Here is a 17294-nt window from a genome sequence, read left to right on the forward strand (position 1 = left end):
TGCATTAAGAGGTATAATTCGTTCACTTTTTTTACAGTTAGAGTTTTATGAATCATAAAGTAGGTTTTGTTAGCCTGGGTTGTCCCAAAGCATTAGTCGATTCAGAACGTATCATTACCCAACTGCGTGCACAAGGATATGAATTAGTATCCAGTTATCAAGATGCAGGTGTGGTAGTAATTAATACCTGTGGGTTTATTGATAGTGCGGTCAAAGAATCATTGGATACCATAAAAGAAGCAATGGCTGAAAATGGACGTGTTATTGTCACCGGTTGCTTAGGCGCTAAAGCGGAAATTATTAAAGAAGCTTGCCCTGATGTTTTGCACATTAGCGGTGCGCATGCCTATGAAGAAGTAATTAATGCAGTTCACCAGCATTTACCTCCGCCGGTGGATCCATTTACACAACTTATTCCGCCACAAGGGATTAAATTAACCCCTCGTCATTATGCTTACTTGAAAATATCTGAGGGATGCAATCAAAAATGTACCTTTTGCATTATCCCTACAATGCGTGGAAAGTTACAAAGTTACCCCATGGCCCAGGTTTTAACTGAAGCCCAAAAATTAAAAGATGCAGGGGTTAACGAAATTTTGGTGATTTCTCAGGATACTAGCGCCTATGGGGTAGATACACGCTATCAACCTGTCAGCTGGAAAAACAAAACAGTTAACACACGTTTTTATGATTTATGCGAACAATTAGGCGAGCTGGGTATTTGGGTTCGCCTGCATTATGTTTATCCTTATCCGCATGTAGATGAGATTATCCCTTTAATGCGTGATGGATTGATTCTCCCCTATTTGGATATTCCATTACAACATGCTAATTCACGGATACTCAAAGCAATGAAACGTCCTGCAAGCAGTGAAAACACTTTATTACGCATTGCTTCTTGGCGAGAAACTTGTCCAGATATCACTCTCCGCTCGACCTTTATCGTGGGTTTTCCTGGGGAAACAGAAGAGGAGTTTGAAGAACTACTCGACTTTCTTGAGGAAGCACAGTTGGATAGAGTAGGTTGTTTCAAATACTCTCCGGTGGAAGGGGCCAAGGCCAATGAATTAAGTGATCCAGTACCCGAAGAAATTAAAGAGGAACGTTATCATCGTTTTATGCAATTACAAGCAGAAATTAGTCGCAATAAACTGGAAAATAAAATAGGTAGCATCCAAACCGTCTTAATTGATGAGGTAGGGCAGGAACAAATTATCGCACGCAGCCAAAGTGATGCTCCGGAAATTGACGGTCTTGTTATCCTACCACCTACTCCGGGTATTAAAGCGGGCTCTTTTGCCGAGGTAGTTATCACAGATAGTGATGATTACGACCTTTATGCCGAATTCAACCACTAGCTTGAAGTAACCAGAGTGAAGGCGCAGCTATAACCTAGATTACTAATGCGAATCTCTCCTTTAATCACCGGGGTTCGCAGCGCGCCAACAGGCTACAGAGTGCGATTATAAATTTCTTTACACATTGCTAATATTTCATCCTGCAGGCTTTGGTCCTTTACACTGCCGGGACGCAGCAAATTTTGGTGCAGTAATTGATGGTGTTTCTTATATGCTTTTTTAAAGAAAGTGTACTGCTCTTTACTTAACGCACCTACTAAGAACAAATGATGTAATTGACTTAATGTATTAGTGTATCGAGCTGAAGAAGGCTCTCCTAGATGGAGTATTAAAAACTGAACTAAAAATTCCAGGTCCAACAAACCACCCGAAATAGAATTCCTATCTTGATACTGTTCCATTTTGGATCTCATCGCTAATACATCATGCAGCAAAGTAGGCTTATCGCGTGCTAACAATAATACCGATTTTTTCAATTGCAGAAATGTATTCCTGATCCGGGTATTTCCTGTCAGAACACGCGCCTTTAGTAACGCCTGATGTTCCCATGTCCAAGCCTGATTTTTTTGATATGCCACAAAAGCATCAACGTGACTTACTAACAACCCCGCTGCACCAGAAGGTCTAAGACGTGTATCTACTGTATAAAGTACTCCAGACTGAGAACGTGTTGTTAGCATATGCAAAATTTTTTGAGTTAAACGAGTAATCAATCCCTCTTCTGCGGGTTTCGCAGAATGTAAAAAAACCAAATCCAAATCTGAAGCATAATTCATTTCACGACTTCCCAGCTTACCATACGCAATAATTACAAAATGTGATTTGGCTTGTTCCATCTCCGGATATCGTAAATCCAATTGTTCGCTTGCGATCACTAAAACCTGATTTACAATAACTTGTGCTACATCAGACAAAAATTGACCAATACGTACTGCATTACAAAAACCATATAGTTCAGCACGTGCAGCCATTAACCAATTGGTAAGTTTAAATTGGCGCAATAATTCCTCTTGCACTTCCACATCAGGATGATGAGCTAGTTTTTCTATCAATAGCCTTTGCAATTGATGCAAGGATTGAGGACGCCATTCTTGTCCTTGATCCAACAATACTTCCAACAAAAAGGGTTGGTTCACTAATAAAGAAGTGATAAACGGACTTTGGGCAAACCAAAACAACAATTCAGTTAAAACCTGAGGATTCTCGGTTAATAAAGCAAGATACGCGCTACGACCAACAATATTTTCCAACAGGTGCATAACTTGTAATAAAACTTCATCCGTTTTTTCAACCTGAGTGAGTTCAGCAAGTAACATCACCATGAATCGGTCCAGACGCATGCGTGCGCCTTGGGTTAACCGACGACAACGAGGACTATGACGAAAAGAATGGATCATTTGATAACAATGCGTCGCATCTTCAAAACCTAAGCTGGTTAACAAATTAATTGCCATACTGGTTTCAACATGTCCTTGCCAAAGGCTGGATAATTGATTGGCTAAGAGTCTTTTCTCATCTTCATAATCTTTAACTTTACCAAGTACTGAATGGAATGCGAAACTTATAATACGCTGATATTTATGTAATTTATTAATTAAATCGTCCCAAGAAAGATATCCCATAGCGAGAGTAATTTGCTTTTGTTTCACCAGATCTTCGGGCAATGAATGAGTCTGCTGATCATTTAAACTTTGGAGGGTATTTTCGAGTTTCCGTAAAAAAAGATACGCTTGTTTTAAAGCGTCAGTATGAGGTAATAATTTCTCGTGCTTTAAAACAGTAAGTGCCGTCAAAGCATTTTGTTCTTGTAATTGGGGCAAACGACCACCCCGTATTAACTGAAAATTCTGAATAACAAACTCTACTTCCCTAATGCCACCTCGACCTCGTTTTATATCATCCAAACGTGGATTTAATTGAACTTCCCGCTCAATCATAGCTTTCATACTACGCAACGATTCAATAACGCTAAAATCCACATAGCGGCGATATACAAAAGGAACAATTAAACGCTTAAACCAGGGTTGGAGCTCATCTACGTTCTCAGTAATTACCCGAGTCTTAACCATAGCATATCGTTCCCAATCACGCCCTTGCTCTTGGTAATAAGTTTCCATTGCAGCCAAGCTTGAAACCAGGGGTCCACTGTCTCCATTGGGGCGTAATCTTAAATCGACCCGAAACACGAATCCATCTGCAGTTACATTTTGTAATGTTTGCACCAGTTGCTGAACCAATCGGCTAAAATAATGCTGATTATCAATATGCTCCTCACCATCGGTTTCTCCGACCATCGTATATGCGAAAATAAGATCCACATCAGAAGAATAATTTAACTCTCTTCCTCCCAGCTTTCCCATTGCCAGCGTGTATAACTCGACTTCATCTCCGGCATTATCCCGCGGAATACCATAACGTCCGGACAACTCGTGTTTGCAATAATCTATTGCGTGCAAAATAAGTGCATCGGCGCAATCAGACCAGGCGCAGAGAATTTGCTCTGTGTTTGCAATACCGGATAGTTCTAGAAGCAGTAAGCGTAAAAAATGAGTATTACGAAATTGACGCAAGGCTCGTAAATAAGAGGCTTGCGGCTGTTGGAATGATATATTTTTTAAAGCATGAAAGTAGTCTTCACGTGACAGCAAAGAACAGCATTCATCTTCCATAAGTAATATTTTTAATAATTGAATCTGCCTTGATGCATAATCACTAATAAGAAGTAACTTAATGGCACTTTCACGCAAAGGATGGTGCACACCAGAGAGATGTTTTTCAATGAACCATGCTTTTGCTTGCAATAACTCAGGAATTTCTATTTGCATAAATTTCTTATATTTCATTCCCAAAATTAATACTCTCGTTATAATATAACCTATAAAAATCAATAACAATTCATAGATTCAAAATGATTCGATTAATACTGATTGCATTTATTTGTTCTACTTCCTCGCTCTTTGCTCTGGGTGAACCTTTAGATGTAGGTATTGAGAGCTTTGATCCCCCATTTGTGATGCAAGGATCTCATAATGAAGCCTATGGTTTCGATGTTGATATGATGAACAGTCTATGCCAAATCATGAATCGGAAATGTGCCTTTCATGTGATGCGTTTTGCTCAATTGATCGATGCAGTTGCCAGCAAAAAATTAGATGTCGCAGTCAGTTCGATAACGATTACTCAGGATCGCGCTAAAATAGTCAATTTCAGTTTACCTTATTTACTCAGTTATTCGCGATTTTTAGAAAGAAAGTCTATTTCCAAAGAACCTTTTAATCTCGATTTGTTAAATACTAAAACCATAGGACTCGAATCGGGGACCGTATTTTTAGACCAACTTTTAGAGATGGGTGTAAAAAATCCCAATATTAAGGAATATCCTGGCATTGAAGACCAATTATCAGCATTAGGCAGAGGCGATGTAGATATTATTTTGCTGGATAATGCAACGGCTGTTTATTGGGCATCGAATTCTGCAGATTCATTTAAATTAATAGGCCCACCCTACATGTACGGTCATGGCTATGGAATAGCCATCAATCCTGCTGATCCAGATTTATTAACCCAAATAAATCAAGCCCTCGTCCAATTCCAAAATTCTAAGGACTTTAAATTGAATTATGATAAATACCTTTTTGAATTTTAAGTGCACCGGAGAATGGGTATAATCTGAGATGTTTAGTTCTTATGAAAGCCTGGATTAGATCCTGTGCTCTTTTTCCAGGCCTTGTTGGAAAATCTTATTAATGTAAGGTCTGTCCTTGAGTAAGACAACGTGTAATCACTTGTCGCGTTACAAAATCGCCCTGACTTAGTCCATACATTGAATTAAAATGCTTTGCTAAAGTAACGACCCATGCGGATAAACGGAAACTCATTTTTTTTTCCGTTTGATCGACCACAATTTCAAAAAGACCTAATGAGTCACTTTCACGTTCACTCGCATATTCTTCCATAATCACACGGGCTGCTTGTAAATCTCTGTCTCTGGTAGGCCAGTTTTGATTCATATTATCCTCCCTAAAAAGCATGATTAGGTCTCTGTAATCTTGCATTATCTGAGATAATTTTCAAAAATTACAAGAGCAGAAATAGAAACATATTGTCTCATATTTTGACCAAATTTTCAAGCTGCAACGAGCCTTGCATAGGTTTGTTTCATTCACTAAAGACAATAAAATCCAACCCTCTTGATACAACATCGTAGAATGTTTTCTTAAGACAGCATATGATATAATACTTATTCAAATTAAAAAAACTACTCCTATGACTTATCATATTTTACCCTCGATTTTATCTGCGGATCTCATGTGTTTGGGCAATGAAGTAGAATCTGTAATGAATGCGGGAGCAGATTTTATTCATTTTGATGTCATGGATAATCATTATGTACCCAATCTAACATTTGGACCGGCATTCTGTGAGGCGTTTCGCAAGCGTTTTCCGCACCTCCCCATTGATGTTCATCTGATGGTTGAACCTGTTGATGCACTCATTGAATCGTTCGCAAATGCAGGAGCAAAAAGAATTAGTATTCATCCAGATGCCACCATACACCTTGATCGCAGTTTGAACCTTATAAAAGATTTAGGATGTGAAGCAGGTCTTGTATTAAATCCAGCTACACCCATTGAAATCTTGACCTGGTGTGCCTATAAACTAGACTTTGTCCTGATCATGACCGTAAATCCAGGCTTTGGGGGACAAAAAATGATAACTGAAATTATTGATAAAATCCCACAAATCCGGAAACTCTATCCTCAACTTGATCTGTGTGTCGATGGGGGAGTAAACATTGATAATATTGCTACTTTGGCGCGCGCGGGTGCAAACCAATTTGTAGCCGGTGCTGCAGTTTTCAAGAGCAAAAATTATAAAGAAACAATTGATGCCATGCGAAAACAATTAGCAAATATTCAAGAAATTAATTAAGACAGTTATGAAAAAAATTATTTTACTCCTATGTGGAATATTTAGTTCTCAGGTTTGCCTTGCCCTCTCAGGGGAAGCCTATATGCAACGTTTTAATACCTATTTATCCTTTACCCAAAATCTTCCAACCACAGCCACACCCAGCGAAACCTTTTTGGATTTCATTAGTGGAACAACTCCTTTATCCACAAAATTGCGTGAAAAGTGGCTGTATGAATTGGCTAAGAATAGAGATTGGATCCACTTTAGCCAATATTATCAACCCTCTAATGATTTGAATCTTGTTTGTTATGAACAAATTGCAAAATACAATACGGGTAAAGAACAAGAAGCCCTGAAAGAATCTATCCCTTTATGGCTGAGCGGTGAATCAAAACCTCCTTCTTGCAACAGTTTGTTTGATATTCTTCTTAAAGATAATAACTTTGATCAAAATTTAATTACCCAACGAATTGATTTGGCTTTAGATCAACGCAATATTCAATTAGCACGATATCTATTAAAACAATATAAAACACCTCATTTAGCTGAGTTGAATAATTTAAATGCCGTTTATCAAAATCCGGAGAACATTATTAAGTTACCTCCAGGTGGATTAAATAGCAGCATCTATCTTTATGGCCTTAAGCGTATGGTTTCAATTAATATGAATAAAGCGCTTAAATTATGGCAACAAAGTAAAACTCAAAAAATGCTAAACTCAGCGCAGAACCAAGCATTTTTAGCCCATATTGCACTTTATAAGGCCATGAGAAATCATGAAGATGCCTTGCAATGGTTTACCAAAGTGAAACCAGAATACTACAATGATGTATTATTGGATTGGCAAATACGTTTTGCTTTAAAACGAAAAAACTGGCCTCAAGTCGCTGAATTAATTAATGATTCCAAACGGAAAAGTGAACCCTGTTGGCAGTACTGGTTAGCACGCTCCTTAGAAGAACAAGGAAAAAAAGTAGAGGCGCGAACTCTTTATGAACCTTTAGCCAAAAACAGACAGTATTATGGTTTTCTAGCCAGTCTCCATCTTAATAAGAACCCCAGTTTTACCAATGAAACTCCGACCACAAACTTGGAGATTTTGAAACCCTATCAGGCCTTTATTGATCAAATCGAAACGCTCTACACCAGCAAACAAACGCTTCAAGCATCACGTTTGCTCAATGATTTCATTAGTGAATTACCCAAAGATGAGGCGAGTGCCTTGGTCTACTGGATTGATCAAAAACTTGAATGGCATGGTAAATCGGTCTATTTGAGCAATAACGAAACCTTAAATAACCAACTTTCGTTAAGGTTTCCGTTGGCTTATAAAAATAGCGTTTCACTTTATTCTAAAAAATATGCGGTTGCACCGGAATTTATTTACGCAATTATTCGGCAGGAAAGTGGCTTTAGAGATGATGCAACTTCTTCGGTAGGTGCTCGAGGTCTAATGCAAGTCATGCCTTATACGGCGAGAGTGGTCTCAAAAGCTGACAAGATTCCTTATAATGATCAAAAGCAGTTGTTTCTATCTCAAAAGAATATCAATATTGGTGTAGCTTATTTAAAACAGCTTGCAAAGCGGTTCGGTAATCACCCCATCCTCATGGCTGCAGCCTATAATGCAGGACCAAAACAAGTTGTTTATTGGTTAAAAACCCATCCTCCTAAAGAGATTGATGTTTGGATAGAGACCTTACCTTGGCAAGAAACGCGAAATTATTTAAAGAATATCATGGCGTTCTATATTGTTTATCAGTATCGCTTGGGCCAAAAACCTAGTCTTGAGAATTTCCTAGAACCCTTATAACTGTCCACGCCCGGCTCCATAAAGCAGGAACCGGGAGGCTACCAAATGATCCGTATTTCAACTCACGTGTCCTTCGCACCCCGAAACAGAACAGTTATTCAACCTTTTGATCTATAATTATACAATATTAAGCAAAAAAGCTAATCCAATAGGCTTTAAAGGCAATGTCTTATGATAAAGAAACCCTGGACCGGTAGTCTCTTAGGAATAGCATTTATTCTCACTGGTTGCGCTCCAACTGCCTATGTGGTTGGAACAACATATCAACCAATCCATTATACTTATGCTCCTGGGTATAATCCGCCACAAGTAGCTTACCCAGACGTGCCCGTAGATGCTGATACATCTCTGGACAGTCCTGAAATTATCCAACAAGAAACTGAGCTTAATGCCATTAATGATGCTCTTGCCATAAAAGAAAAAGAAGATGAAGCTGCCCGGCAGCAAGCAATTCAGCTGCAACTGAATGCTCTGCCAAAACTTCAATACCAGGGAAATTAAAAGATTGATGGGCATCAGACTTTTAATCTTACCTCAAATTGGAAGTAAGTTGACCTGTGTTGAGTTCAAGTTTGATTTGTAAAGGAAAGCAAACAGCGAAGCTGTTTGCTCAGTTACTTAGAGAGGGTGCGCAGATACTGGATGAAATAAGATGATCCTTTAGTAGTGCATTGAAGATTTGAATCTCTTTCGGGGAAACTTCCTCTTTGTTCGCTAATTCTAACATCTGTGCTAATTCTTCACTTTCGAAGTTGGTGATTAAAGGAAGACTACTTAAATTTTCAATCACCTCTTTTTGATTCAATATATTATTGGGCTTACCCATTGTTTGAAGGTTCGCGGCACTTAACATATCTGCTTGTTGTAAATGTTTCATGAAATGGTATGCTCCGACCCCTAACTTGCTTATCTCGAATAAATCATTATCAGGTTTGATGAGTGATGCATTGTGGAATAACAAAATATTTTTCGCAAAAACATTAGCATTTTGTGGATTTTTCTCAATCAGCTCAAAATAGGTACACAAGGGATAATGTTCAGATACAAGTTTTATAGCCCCTTCATAAATTTTAGTGATATATTGTTCTTGTCTTAAAAAAATATCAACTGCATTTGAGTAATAGCTCTCATTCTCAAGCATTAAATTAAGTAGATCCAGTATGGTGCTCATATGTTTGGCGGTAATCGAACTGGCACCAAGCCTCTCTACAAGACTTTCAACATTGTATGCATGTTCTTGAAGATTAATGAGTAATCTTGAAATTTCAAGTGATTGCTCTGGGTAATTAAGCAACAATTTAAAAGTAGCTAAATCAAGTTGGCCTTGATGGTGAAGTTCACGTGCACTTTGAGCTATATTTAAATCAAATCGCGCAGCATCAAATAAACAGACCAATGAAATCGTTTGAGGATCAATCTCTAGTTCCTTTATTAATCCTAACAAATTGACCGCTCCACCGACACTGCTAATATTCTTGGAAATGATATCTGAAAGCTTATCAGTCATCGAAACGTTAGTTTGTTTAAACATCTTGAATAAAGAAATGAGACGATTACCATAGTTAGGATAGTCTGAAAGAAGTCTGAGCATTCCCTCATCAGGTTCCAAATTTAACCTTCTCAAACGGCTAACAAAATCGTTAACCGGCTCCTCCGCTTTTGCAGCATCATTTAGAGCTCTGAGCATTGTTTGAGTGCTTCTATTTCCCACTGGTCCGGGCTCTTGGCAATTAGTAGTATCAGCCATAACTGTCCTTAAATTGTTCTCTAAGGACAAAATATATCACATAACAGCAGTATTAAGCAAAAAAAATTTCATCTGCTTATAAATGGGGCTTGTTGCTGAACTGGTGTTTTTGAATCAGTTCAATGAATTCAGCTAAATGAATATCTAGACTTGGATCTTCAGTAATTAAAGTCAGCATTTTTTCTAACTCAGTTTTATCGAATTCTTCAAATAAGGGAAGACTGCCAAATAGTTCAATCACTTCCGGATTGGTTAAAATAGGATGATTATATTGGCAAATTTTTTTATAGTTTTCCACATCTAACATATTTGCCTGCTGCAAATGAGTCAAAAAATGAAACTCCCCAATTCCTAATTTGCTTGCTATTAATACATCTTCAGTTTTTCGATAATCAATTATTGACCCATGATTTAATAACAAAATAATATTTGCAAAAATATTGGCGTTTTTAGGGAACTTCTCAACAACCTCGAAATAACTTGGTGCAAGTTTATCTTCCGCAGCAAGTTTTTTAGCACCTTCATAAATTTTATGTACATATTCTTGTTGTCTTAAAAGAATATCGAAACATTCAAAATAATAGAGATTTTTATTTAACAGCATCGTTAGGAGTTCAATCACTGTACTTATATTCTCTACTGAAAATTGATCAAGCTTTTCAATTATTTTATCAGTAGAGTATGCGTGTTTTTGAAAATTAACGATTAAATCAGCAATTAATAAAGATTGTTCCGGATAAAGGAACATCAGATTCAAACTCGCAGAATTAAGTGAATTATGAGTTTTAAGTATTTGCATCCCTTGTTTTAGGGTGGTTTCAGATTTTGCACTCGCCAATAAACGTTCTATTGATATAAATGCGAGATCAATCTTTTCTGCGTGCATAAATTCTAATAAGTCAACCAGCGCTCCTGCCTGAGCGACATTACTTGCTATCGCCCTATGCAGCGAATCATTCAATACAATCTTATATTTTTTTAAGACATTGAATAAAGAAGTAAGACGATTCACGTATTGGGGATTCTCTTCAAGAGTTTTCATCATTCGATCATCAGGTTCTAGACCTAAACTAATAAGGCGAGTATTAATTTTATTTTTTATCCCACCTTGATTGAACTTAAGATATGCCATTTTCCGCCCTCGCCCTTACTATCCTGTTGTGTGTCATCTTTTCTCAAACAAAAGACTCAATTATATGTCATTAAAAAAGAGCCATCTAGCCACAAATATTAACAAAGAAAAGAAATTTAAAATACAGTAAATAATAAAAATACAATCCATCTTTTCTTCACTACGACTGTATTATTAATTATACCTCCAAATGATTAATTTGTTTTCAATGAAATCACTTAATAGTCACTTAATATTTTTTTTGTATAATCCCCTCTATTAGGTAAATTGTGACCTACATCCACTAATAAACTCACAATGACCTAACCTAAATAAAGTTAAAAAGCATTCTTAAGGGGAGAATCATATGGGCGCAGAAAGTAAAATTGTTGAAAAACAAATTGAAGATCTTAAAGATTACACCGATACCGTTGCAGCTGTTCACTTATTAAAAGAAGTTGTTACTAATGGGGCAGTAGTTACAGTAGGTCAGGCGGAAAAACTTATTGATATAGAAAACTCAAAGAAAGAGCCTAAAATTGGTAATGTCGTGAAAGCGATTTTAGCACAGGCAGGGAAACCAGGTGAGTCAAAAAGTCATTGGGTCGAAAAAGAAGACCGTAAGCCACATCTCATTGCCGCAATTACTATCGGTGGTGCTATTTACACTGTTGATATGACCTATGATGGAATTCAAGATGACAAACAAGAATATACTGTTAAGATCACCAGTAAATTAAAAGCTGAAGTGAGCCGAGGAAAATTATTTTTTGATCCAGCTCAGACCGCAACGGTTAAATTGATTTATGACAAAGAAGGTGATCTTCATGCGGTCACTAAGAAAGGGTTATCTGTAGAAACCAAATCTTTCATTCCACATGCTTATCAAACAGAAATATTAGCTAAATTTTACAACAGTCTGAAAATAGGGAAAGAACAACGACTTGCAGTGATGGGAACCGGTTCAGGTAAGAGTATCGTTATGGCTGGTATTGCTCAAGCTGTTGGACGCACCGTTATGATTGTTCCTGATAAAACCTTGGTTGATCAACAATCACTTGAAACTCAAAAGATGCTTGGTGCTGGTGTTATCAATGGTAATAAGCATACTCCTACCGTGTTTACTTTTGATACCCTAAAACGAAATGTTGACGTTGACTGGGATCAGCCGTTGACTGAGCTTGATATCCAAGCCATCAAAGAATATTTTGCCACTGTGATTGCAGATACTTCTGAGGAGCATTTTGATCAAATCGTTTTACAAGCTGAGCATCCTTTGTTCAAAATTATTGCTGGTGAAATAAAAGATTCCATGGTTTTAATCGATGAAAGCCATCGTCATACATTTAATGATGAAGACGCTCAAATTTTAAAAGGATTAAAGGATCGAAATTCAATTCTGGCATTAACAGCTACACCCACTTCCAAATTGTATGATCTTTTCTCGGGTGAACCTCTAGATGATTTAAGTCTTGGGGCAGCAATTGAGTTAGGAACAATTCGTCCCATTCAACCAGAAATAGCATATCTGGCAGAGAAAGATTTAGTTACTGAAGCTGTAAGCCATTACTTTGATGATTATTATCTTAAAGAAGGAATGAATGGTTATACGGATCCTGTTGAATTAAAAGAAAAGATAAAGGAAGCACATACTGATATTGAAGATTCTAAAGCTCAAGAAATGGCCATTGAGCAAGCGTTGGAATTGAATCGTATTCGTTGTCAACGCAATATGGCTTTCTCCGATGACAAAGCGACTCGTGAGAAATTAGCTGAAATTTATCAAAATATTGCAAAGGGAGATGGCCCCACGATTGAACAATTCCAAGCTAAAGTTGCTGAATTAAGACGAACTTCTGAAATTGAAGCAAAATTGCAATTGGCTAAAAAGTTCAATGCCGGAGTGGAGAAGACAACAATAGAACAAGAAGTTCCAGTACGCCCAGTAGATTTAAAAAGGGATATCGATAAAGAACAGCAAAAAGATATTCAAAGAACAATAAATAGCTACGCGCTTGCACTTGTCTTTAATGAAAAACCTAATGATCTTGCTGAAAAGGACCGAACTCATAAACTGGAAGAATATATAAAAGACTGGGATCAGCATATCGCAAAATATAAGATAAGAAATGGCGAGATTCATGAGATGTTTTTGTCTAAGCTGAAAGATTGTGAAGGGAAAAGCAGAATAAAATTAAATGAAGCATTGACGAAGTTGGGAGCCCCCATTTCCAAATTGCCTGCAGAGCAAAAAGATGCCATTGTCAAGTTGATTTTGGATAGAGCAGAAGAAATGGTTAGCAGCATCAAAGCCTCAAAACCTATATCTGATATTGTAACCAAAGCTGCTCCAGTTGACTTAAAAGCTTTAAAAGCGACTGAAAGTTATGCCAGTGCAATTGATATGGGGACACAGCAATCAACAATTGATGATCAACTTGCTCAAATTGAAGTAGGCCTTAGGACACAGATTGTAGCGGATCCGGTCATTGCAACCGGAGTTAGTATCAAAGATATCTTAAACGTGCAAATTATCAACACTTATTCGCCGGTAATTGAATCAGATATTAATGTGATTAACGGAATACTTTCAGGTCCGCAGGCAACTGGTCGTTGTGTACGAAATAAAGATGTTTTAGCTCGTGCTCAACAATACATTGATAAACGATATGAAGGTAAAGGTTTAATTCTTACTGTAGAAGAGATTATTGATCCTAAAGAATCGGCAGCAAAAACAAGAGCAGTAATGTTGAACCGAGAAAAACAGGCACAATTAGAAGAAAAAGCTATTATTAGCCTTCAAAGTGTAATACGAAGCTATCAAACTTCTAGTCTGTTTAAACAATATCAACCGTTACCCCAGGAGATTGAGAGACAGAAGAAGAACTTGGAGTTGGCTGAGGGACGATTAAATGATTTGAAAAAGACCTTAGACATAAAAGAAAAAGTAAAAGACAAACTCGAGCAATTAGCTAAGTCTGTAGACGAATTATCGATTCTCCCAGGAAGAAAATTAGGACAAAATCTTCCAACGGAATTTGCTAGAAATCCCTTCTACTATCTTCAGTGGGTGAGAGAATCACTTTTGCGACCAGCAATGGGAATAGGTGCAAGTGACACGAAGGGAGCACTCGAAGAAATAGCACAAAACATCTCAATCATAGAAAAGGACATTGAACTGCTAAAGGTTGAGAATACTAAACTTGAAAAAGTAATCCAAGAAGGAAGCACAACATTGGAAAAAATGCAAAAAAATGCAACAAAACTGGAAGAGCAACTTGGAATAAAACAAGAACTAACTCTCTAAATTTGAGATAAGTGTTCTTTTACCTAGATTAAACCTCCGCCTCGGCGGAGGTTTTTTTATATTCATAGATTAAAACTCCGTATAACTCCATCCCATATATTCATGGCCAGAACGAATTAATTGATTATTGTCCTTTAGTATTCCTAGCAAAGCGCCACAACACATGATCAGTACGTACCGCAGATTCGTGCAACGCATCCTTCGGACTCAGAAGACCTGCAAACATTGCCTCTAAGACTTCATCGTTTATACCGCGAATCTGATTTTGTGGCCCAAAGCGAGGTAATGTTTTTTCCAAAACCTCCCCTGTTAAATCAGTACGTGCCATTAATAAGGTAGGATGAGTACTGCTTTGCAAAATATCCGCATAAATTCCTTGTAAGCCTATAGGAAGATAACCAGTTTGCTCATGCCATCGCTTCTGTATTTCAGGTTTTGCAATAAACGCAAAAAATTGCGCTATTCCCTTATAATGAGTCTCCGATTGACCCGCTACTGCCCATAACGCAGCTCCTCCGGCAACATTTGCGTGCCTCACCTGACTTACTGAGGTATCCAAAGGCATACTAGCAATGCCTAAATGAAACGGTACCAAGGCAGATAAACTGTTATAAGCACCCGATGATTGGCTAAATAAGGGGCAAACCCCACTAGTAAATAAAATGGTGGCATCATCAACTCTGCCTGCATATCTGAAATAATGCAGTGTGTACCAACGCTGCAAACGTTCAAAATGACGGACCAATTGTGGTGTTACATAAACGGCGCGAACCGGATTATCCTGAGTCAAAGGTAATCCATGAATCGCCAAAAACGATTCAAAAAGCACCCAGCCTGGATAGGCTGTAGTATAAGTACAATCATAACCTGCTTTTTTTAACTTTTTTGCCAGCACTTCCATTTCACCCCAGGTGCGCGGAAAATTAGCCTGGGAATAACCAACTTTGGCAAGGACATCCAGGTTGTAATACAAAGTTGCAACGGAGAGGTTAAAAGGCAAAGCCATCAAGTGCCCATTTTTACTATAAAACTCACGAATAGACGGAATAAAGTCCTCTTTGGGCAAGGTTATTCCTTGTTCCTGCATAAGTTCATCTACCGGTTTGATTACCCCCTCTGGTGACTCCATAATGGCAGTACCCACTTCAAAAATTTGTACTATCGCAGGCGGGTGATGTGCTCTAAATGCAGCAGCAAAACTCGTTAATGTTTCTACATAATTGCCCTTATAAACCGGTTTAATAGTGTATTGACTTTGACTGTGATTAAATTCATCAGCCAAAAATCTCACTTCTTCCCCTAAATGCCCAGCCATTCCATGCCAAAACATTAACTCTACCCGTTTTGCCTGGACTGAGAAGGTAGAAAAGATAATGAATAAATAAAGAAGTATTTTTTTCATGCGAGTAAGTCGGGATAATCACTAAAGACCGCATCGACGCCCCAGCCAAATAATTTATTAGCCAAACGTCTGCGGTTCACCGTATAAGCACAAAGAATATAGCCCGCAGCTTTGATTGCTTTTACCCGCTGCTCGGTTAACACTCTTCGATTAAAATGAATGGAAAAACATTCCAATTGCTTTGCTTTTTGTTGCCATTGCTCATCCCATTCATGAAGTAGCAAACCTAAAGGCATTTCTGGTGCAATACTGCGGCATAATACAAGGGCATCCCAAGAAAAACTGGAAACTAAAGGTAACTCTTTATCTTGGGGCCAATACCGTTGGATATGACTCATCACCGCTACAGCTGTTTGTTCTTCTGCACCCGGATAAGGTTTGATTTCCACATTTGCCTGTACACCTGCAAAAGATAACCATTTCAAAACTTCTTTAAAATGAGGAATAGATTCCCCTTTAAATTGCCGCGAAAACCATGAACCTGCATCCAAAGATTGCAAATAACTCGCTTCAACCAAGCCCACTTCGCCACGTCCGTTCGTGGTTCTTTTTAAATTATCGTCATGAATTACAAAAGGCTCTCCATCGGCGCTACACATTACATCAAACTCAATGAAGCGACATCCTAAAGTCAAAGCTTTATCAAATGAAGCCAAAGTATTTTCAGGAGCATAAGCCGAAGCTCCTCGATGCCCAATAATTTTTTCAACAACCAACAATTAATTCCCCTTGTGTAAATACGAGTTTTTATACAAGCAGCCAGCTATTAATTACCTACCCCTTGTTACCATCATCCCTGTTATTAAACATTCTTGTTATTAATATCCTACATTTTGCCATAATAGGGCTTGCCCCATGGGATTCAATGTATGACAAGCCACTCTGGTCGTTGTTTATTGCTTCCTATTTGAGGCAACCTCAACCACTGCAGTTAATATTAACTCATTACTGACAGTTAATGCAGGTGCTGAAGCGGCTGACTCGCCTACCATCATCGTATTCATCGTCTTAGCTTGATAAGGCCGTGGTTGAGATGGATTGTTTCCTTCAATAAAATCCAAACTACTAAGGCTATAATTTTGCCCTGGGTAAGCTTTATTAATCCGCGCAAGCTCATCATTCACCTGTTGATACAATCGTTCGCGAACCTGACTTAAAACAGCCTGTGTTTCATCAAAGCTTGGTTTAAAATCGACACTGCCTATCTCATATTTTGCCCCAGGTAAACTCACGTCTTTGGCATTTTTATAAATATCAGTTAACACGCTTTGATTAACTCGTGCTTGTGCTTGAACATATAACTTCTCGAGACCAGAGTTGTCCTGGGATCGATCGAATTCAGTCAAATGCCACTCGCCTTTTGCAATTTTATTCAAGCGGTCCATAATATCAGTTCGTGCTTTCACCAAATCAGCATTGGTTAGGGTTACATTAATATTGACGCCTAATAATGCAGTTTGAGTTGTAACCCACTGCTTTGCTGAAAGTTGAAAATCAATTTTGTCCAGAACCAATTGAGGTCGTGGAATAGGTGGCGGTATAATCTCTGCAGCAAAAGCAAACGGTGTAACTAGCATTAAAATCAGCATTTTCACAAACACTTGGCGCATAACACTCTCCAGTCTGATGAATTAATAAATAA

Annotated in this window: 13 protein-coding genes; 6 read left to right on the top strand and 7 right to left on the bottom strand. The window is 38.0% G+C overall.

Annotated elements, in window-relative coordinates; all coding sequences use genetic code 11:
• The first annotated feature begins 47 nt into the window (after positions 1-47).
• Positions 48-1358, top strand: a complete 1311-nt coding sequence (gene rimO / locus ACWTE2_RS11395) for a 30S ribosomal protein S12 methylthiotransferase RimO (protein ID WP_454785419.1) — start codon at positions 48-50, stop codon at positions 1356-1358.
• 92 nt (positions 1359-1450) lie between these two features.
• On the opposite strand, the gene glnE is transcribed toward rimO, so the two are convergent.
• Positions 1451-4183, bottom strand: a complete 2733-nt coding sequence (glnE, locus tag ACWTE2_RS11400; protein ID WP_454785420.1) for a bifunctional [glutamate--ammonia ligase]-adenylyl-L-tyrosine phosphorylase/[glutamate--ammonia-ligase] adenylyltransferase — start codon at positions 4181-4183, stop codon at positions 1451-1453.
• Positions 4184-4266: 83 nt separating this feature from the next.
• Between glnE and ACWTE2_RS11405 the strand changes: the two genes are divergently transcribed.
• On the top strand, positions 4267-5004 hold the full coding sequence (locus ACWTE2_RS11405) for a transporter substrate-binding domain-containing protein (RefSeq protein ID WP_454785421.1): 738 nt from the start codon (positions 4267-4269) through the stop codon (positions 5002-5004).
• 97 nt (positions 5005-5101) lie between these two features.
• Here ACWTE2_RS11405 and ACWTE2_RS11410 read toward each other — a convergent pair whose 3' ends face one another.
• Entirely contained in the window at positions 5102-5368 is a 267-nt protein-coding gene (locus ACWTE2_RS11410; RefSeq protein WP_182392699.1) for a hypothetical protein, read from the bottom strand.
• A 256-nt stretch (positions 5369-5624) separates the two neighbouring features.
• Here ACWTE2_RS11410 and rpe point away from each other — a divergent pair, with 256 nt between their 5' ends.
• From rpe to ACWTE2_RS11425, 3 genes are all read left to right on the top strand, one after another.
• On the top strand, positions 5625-6290 hold the full coding sequence (rpe, locus tag ACWTE2_RS11415) for a ribulose-phosphate 3-epimerase (protein ID WP_454785422.1): 666 nt from the start codon (positions 5625-5627) through the stop codon (positions 6288-6290).
• Between the two features lie 7 nt (positions 6291-6297).
• The gene (locus ACWTE2_RS11420; RefSeq protein ID WP_454785423.1) at positions 6298-8085 is read left to right on the top strand and encodes a transglycosylase SLT domain-containing protein; all 1788 of its coding nucleotides are present in this window, start codon (positions 6298-6300) and stop codon (positions 8083-8085) included.
• Between the two features lie 171 nt (positions 8086-8256).
• Positions 8257-8586 (top strand): hypothetical protein, encoded by a 330-nt coding sequence (locus ACWTE2_RS11425; protein WP_454785424.1) that lies wholly within the window; start codon positions 8257-8259, stop codon positions 8584-8586.
• Between the two features lie 109 nt (positions 8587-8695).
• Here ACWTE2_RS11425 and ACWTE2_RS11430 read toward each other — a convergent pair whose 3' ends face one another.
• Both ACWTE2_RS11430 and ACWTE2_RS11435 read right to left on the bottom strand, forming a co-directional pair.
• Positions 8696-9832 carry a hypothetical protein gene (locus tag ACWTE2_RS11430; protein ID WP_454785425.1) on the bottom strand — a complete coding sequence of 379 codons (1137 nt, stop codon included), beginning with the start codon at positions 9830-9832 and terminating at the stop codon, positions 8696-8698.
• Between the two features lie 76 nt (positions 9833-9908).
• Positions 9909-10964: a hypothetical protein gene (locus ACWTE2_RS11435; RefSeq protein WP_454785426.1), complete on the bottom strand. Its 1056-nt coding sequence runs from the start codon at positions 10962-10964 to the stop codon at positions 9909-9911.
• Positions 10965-11310: 346 nt separating this feature from the next.
• On the opposite strand from ACWTE2_RS11435, the gene ACWTE2_RS11440 reads away from it, so the two are divergent.
• A complete protein-coding gene (locus ACWTE2_RS11440; RefSeq protein ID WP_454785427.1) occupies positions 11311-14250 on the top strand; it encodes a DEAD/DEAH box helicase family protein in 2940 nt (979 codons plus the stop codon).
• 124 nt (positions 14251-14374) lie between these two features.
• Here the strand turns inward: ACWTE2_RS11440 and ACWTE2_RS11445 are convergent, their stop codons facing one another.
• The 3 genes from ACWTE2_RS11445 to ACWTE2_RS11455 all read right to left on the bottom strand — a co-directional run bounded on the left by ACWTE2_RS11445 (position 14375) and on the right by ACWTE2_RS11455 (position 17262).
• Positions 14375-15652, bottom strand: coding sequence for an extracellular solute-binding protein (locus ACWTE2_RS11445; protein ID WP_454785428.1), 1278 nt, complete (start codon positions 15650-15652; stop codon positions 14375-14377).
• Complete coding sequence (gene ugpQ / locus ACWTE2_RS11450) at positions 15649-16368, bottom strand: glycerophosphodiester phosphodiesterase (protein WP_182393593.1); 720 nt, start codon at positions 16366-16368, stop codon at positions 15649-15651. Before ugpQ ends, ACWTE2_RS11445 begins: the two co-directional genes overlap by 4 nt.
• A 177-nt stretch (positions 16369-16545) precedes the next feature.
• Positions 16546-17262 carry a hypothetical protein gene (locus ACWTE2_RS11455; protein ID WP_182392691.1) on the bottom strand — a complete coding sequence of 239 codons (717 nt, stop codon included), beginning with the start codon at positions 17260-17262 and terminating at the stop codon, positions 16546-16548.
• Between the last annotated feature and the right edge of the window lie 32 nt (positions 17263-17294).

The organism is Legionella nigrisilvae (assembly GCF_977063395.2).

What these genes read in the sequence shown, in the direction of transcription:
- rimO (WP_454785419.1), top strand. Translation starts at nt 48, where the DNA reads ATGAATCATAAAGTAGGTTTTGTTAGCCTGGGTTGTCCCAAAGCATTA.
- glnE (WP_454785420.1), bottom strand. Translation starts at nt 4,183, where the DNA reads ATGCAAATAGAAATTCCTGAGTTATTGCAAGCAAAAGCATGGTTCATT.
- ACWTE2_RS11405 (WP_454785421.1), top strand. Translation starts at nt 4,267, where the DNA reads ATGATTCGATTAATACTGATTGCATTTATTTGTTCTACTTCCTCGCTC.
- ACWTE2_RS11410 (WP_182392699.1), bottom strand. Translation starts at nt 5,368, where the DNA reads ATGAATCAAAACTGGCCTACCAGAGACAGAGATTTACAAGCAGCCCGT.
- rpe (WP_454785422.1), top strand. Translation starts at nt 5,625, where the DNA reads ATGACTTATCATATTTTACCCTCGATTTTATCTGCGGATCTCATGTGT.
- ACWTE2_RS11420 (WP_454785423.1), top strand. Translation starts at nt 6,298, where the DNA reads ATGAAAAAAATTATTTTACTCCTATGTGGAATATTTAGTTCTCAGGTT.
- ACWTE2_RS11425 (WP_454785424.1), top strand. Translation starts at nt 8,257, where the DNA reads ATGATAAAGAAACCCTGGACCGGTAGTCTCTTAGGAATAGCATTTATT.
- ACWTE2_RS11430 (WP_454785425.1), bottom strand. Translation starts at nt 9,832, where the DNA reads ATGGCTGATACTACTAATTGCCAAGAGCCCGGACCAGTGGGAAATAGA.
- ACWTE2_RS11435 (WP_454785426.1), bottom strand. Translation starts at nt 10,964, where the DNA reads ATGGCATATCTTAAGTTCAATCAAGGTGGGATAAAAAATAAAATTAAT.
- ACWTE2_RS11440 (WP_454785427.1), top strand. Translation starts at nt 11,311, where the DNA reads ATGGGCGCAGAAAGTAAAATTGTTGAAAAACAAATTGAAGATCTTAAA.
- ACWTE2_RS11445 (WP_454785428.1), bottom strand. Translation starts at nt 15,652, where the DNA reads ATGAAAAAAATACTTCTTTATTTATTCATTATCTTTTCTACCTTCTCA.
- ACWTE2_RS11455 (WP_182392691.1), bottom strand. Translation starts at nt 17,262, where the DNA reads ATGCGCCAAGTGTTTGTGAAAATGCTGATTTTAATGCTAGTTACACCG.